The 5,922-nt window shown below is 40.7% G+C and carries 2 protein-coding genes; both read left to right on the top strand.

The window, feature by feature from the left end:
• The first annotated feature begins 643 nt into the window (after positions 1-643).
• The gene (locus Xinn_RS19730) at positions 644-3,730 is read left to right on the top strand and encodes an autotransporter domain-containing protein (protein WP_099137775.1); all 3,087 of its coding nucleotides are present in this window, start codon (positions 644-646) and stop codon (positions 3,728-3,730) included.
• A gap of 680 nt (positions 3,731-4,410) precedes the next feature.
• On the top strand, positions 4,411-5,922 hold a 1,512-nt coding region (locus Xinn_RS19725), incomplete at its 3' end, for a S8 family peptidase (RefSeq protein ID WP_153043421.1).

Below are 5,922 nucleotides of genomic sequence, written 5' to 3'. Positions count from 1 at the left end.
ACCTGCTCCAAAAGGCGTGGTCGGAAACGTATTTTTGGCTGGAAAAAGCACAAGAATATTTATGCCAGAACGCGTTCAAAACACCACAAAGAAAATCATGTAAAAACAAAACATTGGATGCGTGTTTTGAAAGGCTTAATTCTTAAGATCCTGTCTATGAATATCCTTATAGATTAAATAAAGAGTATAAATAGGATGAATGAAATATTTACGGGTTTTTATTCATTTTTTCATTGTAGCTGATGAAATTCATTTGATTACACTTGAAAATATTATTATCAATAATAAAAAATAGTAAAACTAAATCAATTTGAAGTATTTTTATTTAAGTGCAATAAAATTCATCACATTGAAATTTAACAAAAAAAATAGACATACTTGAAACTAAATTAAATTACTCCTTGCTTTTAAGTTTTGCTTATTATTTCATTGGTAAGTTATTGGTAGCCTATTAATATTATTGTCCAGTGTATTCATTTCCACTACCAAATCCATTTTCGAAATGACAACTCATTGCGATAATAGGTTGATGCCGCCAGAAACGCTCATTTTAAATTATATTTTATTATAAAGGTCTTTTGGTGTGTGTTGATTAAATAATCCACTCAAAAGAATCCACTGTATGAGAAACAGGCTTACTTCTATGAAAAAAAGAAATTCCGTAAAACCTATTGTTTTGTGGATAACATTATTGTGTGGACTTTTACCTACTACCACATCAATGGCTGATAACAAGTATCAGGAACAGGGGTTGAAAAACTCGCCTGAGAGCTGGTTATCAGAGGAGTTTAATCGCCAATGGGGATTACGTGCTATTGGTGCACATTATGCCTATGCCCGTGGCTATACCGGGAAAGGCATTAATGTGGGGGTTCTGGATCAAGCAACGACTCCTCATGTTGAATTTGCCGGAAAACTTAAAAGATTAAGCCCTGAAGATCCTTGGAACTATGATAAAAATAAAGATGGAACGATTAGTTTTGGTGATCACGGTAACCATGTATCAGGGATTATTGCGGCAAATCGAGACGGAAAAGGAATGCACGGAGTGGCATTTGACGCAGGCTTGGTGACTGCAAAATTTTTGAGCACTGAATATAACCGTACAGAAGCGATGATCCAAAGTAATGTCCGGATTATCAATAATAGTTGGGGTGTTCCCCCTGAGATTAAGCGAGATAAGCAAGGTAAAAAGTTAAGGCGAGAGGATGGTACGTGGGATTACGTTCAAGTCACTTTGAATGATGTTATTAATTCTGCTAAACCAATTGAATTGGATCGGTTAAGCCGCTTACCCATCCCAGAGTTATTAGATGATGATATAACTGCAACAGCTGGTTTGCTACGTGCTGCACGACATGGAAAACTTATTGTTTTTGCTGCGGGAAACTCAAACAATTATAACATTACCTGGTTAGATGCAGGTATGCCATTTTTCTTCCCTGACGCTTTAAAAAATTATCTTAATGTTGCCAACCTGACTCAGGAAAAGGAACTGGCTCTGTCTTCAACCCGTTGTGGATATACTGCCAGCTATTGTTTATCTGCCCCGGGTACCAACATTAGCAGTAGTACAGGTGATTTTATTTCACAAATTAGTGGAACAATAGATGAAGATGCTTTTAATAATGGAGAGCTAGATATAAATTCGAGCTATAGAAGATATTCCGGTACATCCATGGCCGCACCTCATGTTGCTGGTGCAGCAGCTGTTCTGATGCAACGCTTCCCTTATATGACAGCAGCCCAGATTTCTGATGTACTTAAAACTACTGCCACAATTGTCAATAAAGAAGGAAAAAGAATACATGAACTTTCTGGCTGGGGCATGCTGAACCTGAAAGATGCCATTGATGGCCCGAAAATGTTTATCACTGAAGACGATATTCCGACCGAATTTTATATTCCCGGCTCCTACACCGATACTCAGTTCGTTGCAAATATCACCGGTATTGGCGGTATCGTTGAAAAAGGCACAACGGTAGAGCGTGTGTGCGACACTATCGAATGTGCGTATGATTTCTGGAGCAATGATATCTCAGGCCACGGGGGGTTAACAAAAACCGGTCGGGGGATGCTGGAACTGACAGGTAAAAATAGCACTTACCAAGGCCCGACACTGGTTGAGCAAGGCCAGTTGCAAGTCAGTGGTGGCATCACTTCTGATGTGACTGTACATAATGGTGCCACATTGAGTGGGAACGGAACGGTGGGTTCACTCTCTGCTCAAGCCGGTGCTTACATTGCACCCGGTAATGTTGGCCTCTTGAGTACGGATGTCATCGGCACACTGAACGTTTCCCGTGATGTTTTATTCGAGAAAGACTCACATTATTTGGTTAAGATATCTCCCAATACTGAAAAATTAAGTGACCGCAGTGACATTATTTACAGTGAGGGTGAAGTAACCTTAAAAGGTGGAGCTGTACAAGCAATATTAGAACTGAGTAATGACCCATTCTCAAAACAAAAAGTTAGCAGCTTTTTTGGTCAAAAATACAAGATCCTACAAACAAAAGCAGATAATGCCATCAAAGGTCAGTTTACTACTGCTTCATCTAACTACCTGTTCGTTGGAGCCAATCTGAGCTACCAGCCCGATCGCGTAACACTGAATATCAACCGTAATGCTACTCCCTTTGTCAGTGTGGCTAAAACCGCCAATGAACGTGCCATAGCGCAGGCCGCAGATAAACTGAACTTAGGTCATCCGGTTTATGAAAGCATCCTGATGTCAAATACGGCGGCACAGGCAGGCAACGCCTTCCAGCAATTGTCTTCCGGTCAAATCCATACCGATATTGCTGCGGCACAAATCGATGCCAGCCGTTATCTGCGTGATACTCTGAATACCCGTCTGCGTCAGGCTGACGGTGGCCTGACAAGCCAGAATATCAAAGCTGACCAGAACGGAGTCTGGGCGCAAATCACCAGTAACTGGCAACGCACCAACAGCAATAACGAAGCCAACGGCTACCGGATGTCGAATTACGGCGTATTACTGGGCGCAGACCGAGAACTGGCGAATGACCTGCGTCTCGGGATAGCCACCGGTTTTACCCGCTCTTCCCTGCGCGGGGGGGATAATACATCTGCGGGCAGTGATAACGTTCATCTGGCTTTTTATGGCAGCAAGCAACTGGATGCGCTGGCACTGCGTACCGGTATCGCTTATAGCTGGCATCGTTTTGATACCGAGCGTTCCGTGGCTTTTGGCAGACAATCCGATAACCTGAAAGCCAAATACGGCGCACAAACCGGGCAGTTATTTGCTGAAGCAGCTTACGGTGTGAATCCGGACTGGCTGAATCTGGAGCCTTTCGCCAACCTGTCTCATGTGAATTTCCGTAACGAAGGTATTAATGAGCACGGCGGTGCGGCTGCACTGACCGGCAAAAAACAGTCGAAAAATGCCACCTTCTCAACACTGGGTTTACGGGTAAATAAAAACTGGCAGTCGCAAGACCAGTTGACAGTCGGCATGTATGGTGAGCTAGGCTGGCAACATCAGTTTGGTAATGCGGAGCGTAACAACACACTGAGTTTCAGCAACAGTGAAGTGTCATTTGCGGTCAACAGTGTTTCTGCGGCGCGTAATGCGGCGGTCATCAAAGCCGGTACTTCGTTGGGTATTAATGAAAATACGAAATTATCGCTGGGATATAATGGTGTCTTATCCAGTGGTCACAAAGATAACGGTGTGTTCTTCAATGCCAACTGGAAATTCTAGTTCATAAAAATCAGATAAATACACAAACTCACTGTTAGTACTGGCTGGCAGTGAGTTTTTTTATACACTTCTCATTTTTACTTTCTTTTATTAACCGGAAATTGTTCAGCATAAAGAAAATTCCCATCTGAAATTTTACACGGCCTATTACCAATGGTTTTTATGTGTATTTTTAAAATATCATTGAAGAATTTTTCAAGCCGTGTTTATTTTTTAATTTACAATAAATATATTTATTTGAACAGCGTAAAAAAATAACCAGATAAATAAATGGATAATGATATTAAATTAACTTGAAGAATATTTTTTATTTGTATAATAATAAAAAATATTTGTATAAAAGTTTAATTTTATGAAGGTTACAGATATAAGATTGATTTTAAAGAAATAAATAGATTAAATTTTTGTTAATTGCGTGTTTACATAAAGTTAAATCAGGTCTTGCCTTTGAATGGGAAATGCTATTTCATATGCATCCACCGGCGACTTTATAATATTCACTTCCTGTGCATTAATTTCTGTTATCAGAGTTATCCCCACAATAATGATTTATTTTTGGGATGATATTTGGCTGCCGGTTATATAGGTAAATAATCTTTTTATCATAAAAATATTCTGAATTGTTATTTATTAAGTAGTAATTCGGGATGATTCACTATATGGAAAATGGGCCTATTTCTATGAAAAAAAATAATTCCGTAAGACCTATTGTTTTGTGGGTAACACTATTGTGTGGACTTTTACCTGCTACCGCTACAATCGCGGATAACGGGTATCAGGAACAGGGGCAGTTAAATTCTCCCGATAGCTGGTTATCAGAAGAGTTTAAACGCCAATGGGGATTAAACGCGATTGGTGCACATTATGCCTATGCCCGTGGCTATACAGGAAAAGGCATTAATGTGGGGGTTCTGGATCAAGCAACGACTCCTCATGTTGAATTTGCCGGAAAACTTAAGATATTAAGCCCTGAAGATCCTTGGAATTATAGAAAAAATGAAGATGGAACGATTAGTTTTGGCAACCATAGTAACCATGTAGCAGGTACGATTGCAGCAAACCGAGATGGAAAAGGAATGCACGGAGTGGCATTTGACGCAGGCTTGGTGACTGCAAAATTTTTGAGCACTGAATATAACCGTACAGAAGCGATGATCCAAAGTAATGTCCGGATTATCAATAATAGTTGGGGTGTTCCCCCTGAGATTAAGCGAGATAAGCAAGGTAAAAAGTTAAGGCGAGAGGATGGTACGTGGGATTACGTTCAAGTCACTTTGAATGATGTTATTAATTCTGCTAAACCAATTGAATTGGATCGGTTAAGCCGCTTACCCATCCCAGAGTTATTAGATGATGATATAACTGCAACAGCTGGTTTGCTACGTGCTGCACGACATGGAAAACTTATTGTTTTTGCTGCGGGAAACTCAAACAATTATAACATTACCGGATTAGATGCGGGTATGCCGTTTTTTTTCCCTGAAGTGTTAAAAAATTATCTCAATGTTGCCAATCTGACTCAGGAAAAGGTACTGGCTCTGTCTTCTACCAGTTGCGGATATACCGCTAGTTATTGTTTATCCGCTCCGGGCACTCAAATTTATAGTAGTACCGGTGATTTTGTCTCCAAAACAGATAGGGAAATAAACGAAAATGCATTAGAAAATGAGGAACTTGAGATTGATAATTCCACCTATGGTAACAAAACTGGTACATCCATGGCGGCTCCTCATGTTGCAGGTGCAGCAGCTGTTCTGATGCAACGTTTCCCTTATATGACCGCAGCCCAGATTTCTGATGTGCTTAAAACCACCGCGACAGATTTGGGTGAAAAAGGTATTGATGCACGCTTTGGCTGGGGCATGCTGAACCTGAAAGACGCCATTGATGGCCCGAAAATGTTTATTACTGAGAAAGATATTCCTGCGGAGTTCTATATTCCCGGCTCTTACACCGATACTCAGTTCGTTGCAAATATCACCGGTATTGGCGGTATCATTGAAAAAGGCACAACGGTAGAGCGCGTATGCGACACTATCGAATGTGCGTATGATTTCTGGAGTAATGACATTTCAGGCCACGGCGGGTTAACTAAAACTGGTCGCGGTATGCTGGAACTGACAGGTAAAAATAGCATCTATAAAGGCCCGACATTGGTTGAACAAGGTCAGTTGCAAGTCAGTGGTGGTATC

Origin of the sequence: Xenorhabdus innexi (genome assembly GCF_002632485.1) — a bacterium.
Lineage (GTDB): Bacteria > Pseudomonadota > Gammaproteobacteria > Enterobacterales > Enterobacteriaceae > Xenorhabdus > Xenorhabdus innexi.
This window is presented reverse-complemented; position numbering and strand designations above follow the sequence as displayed.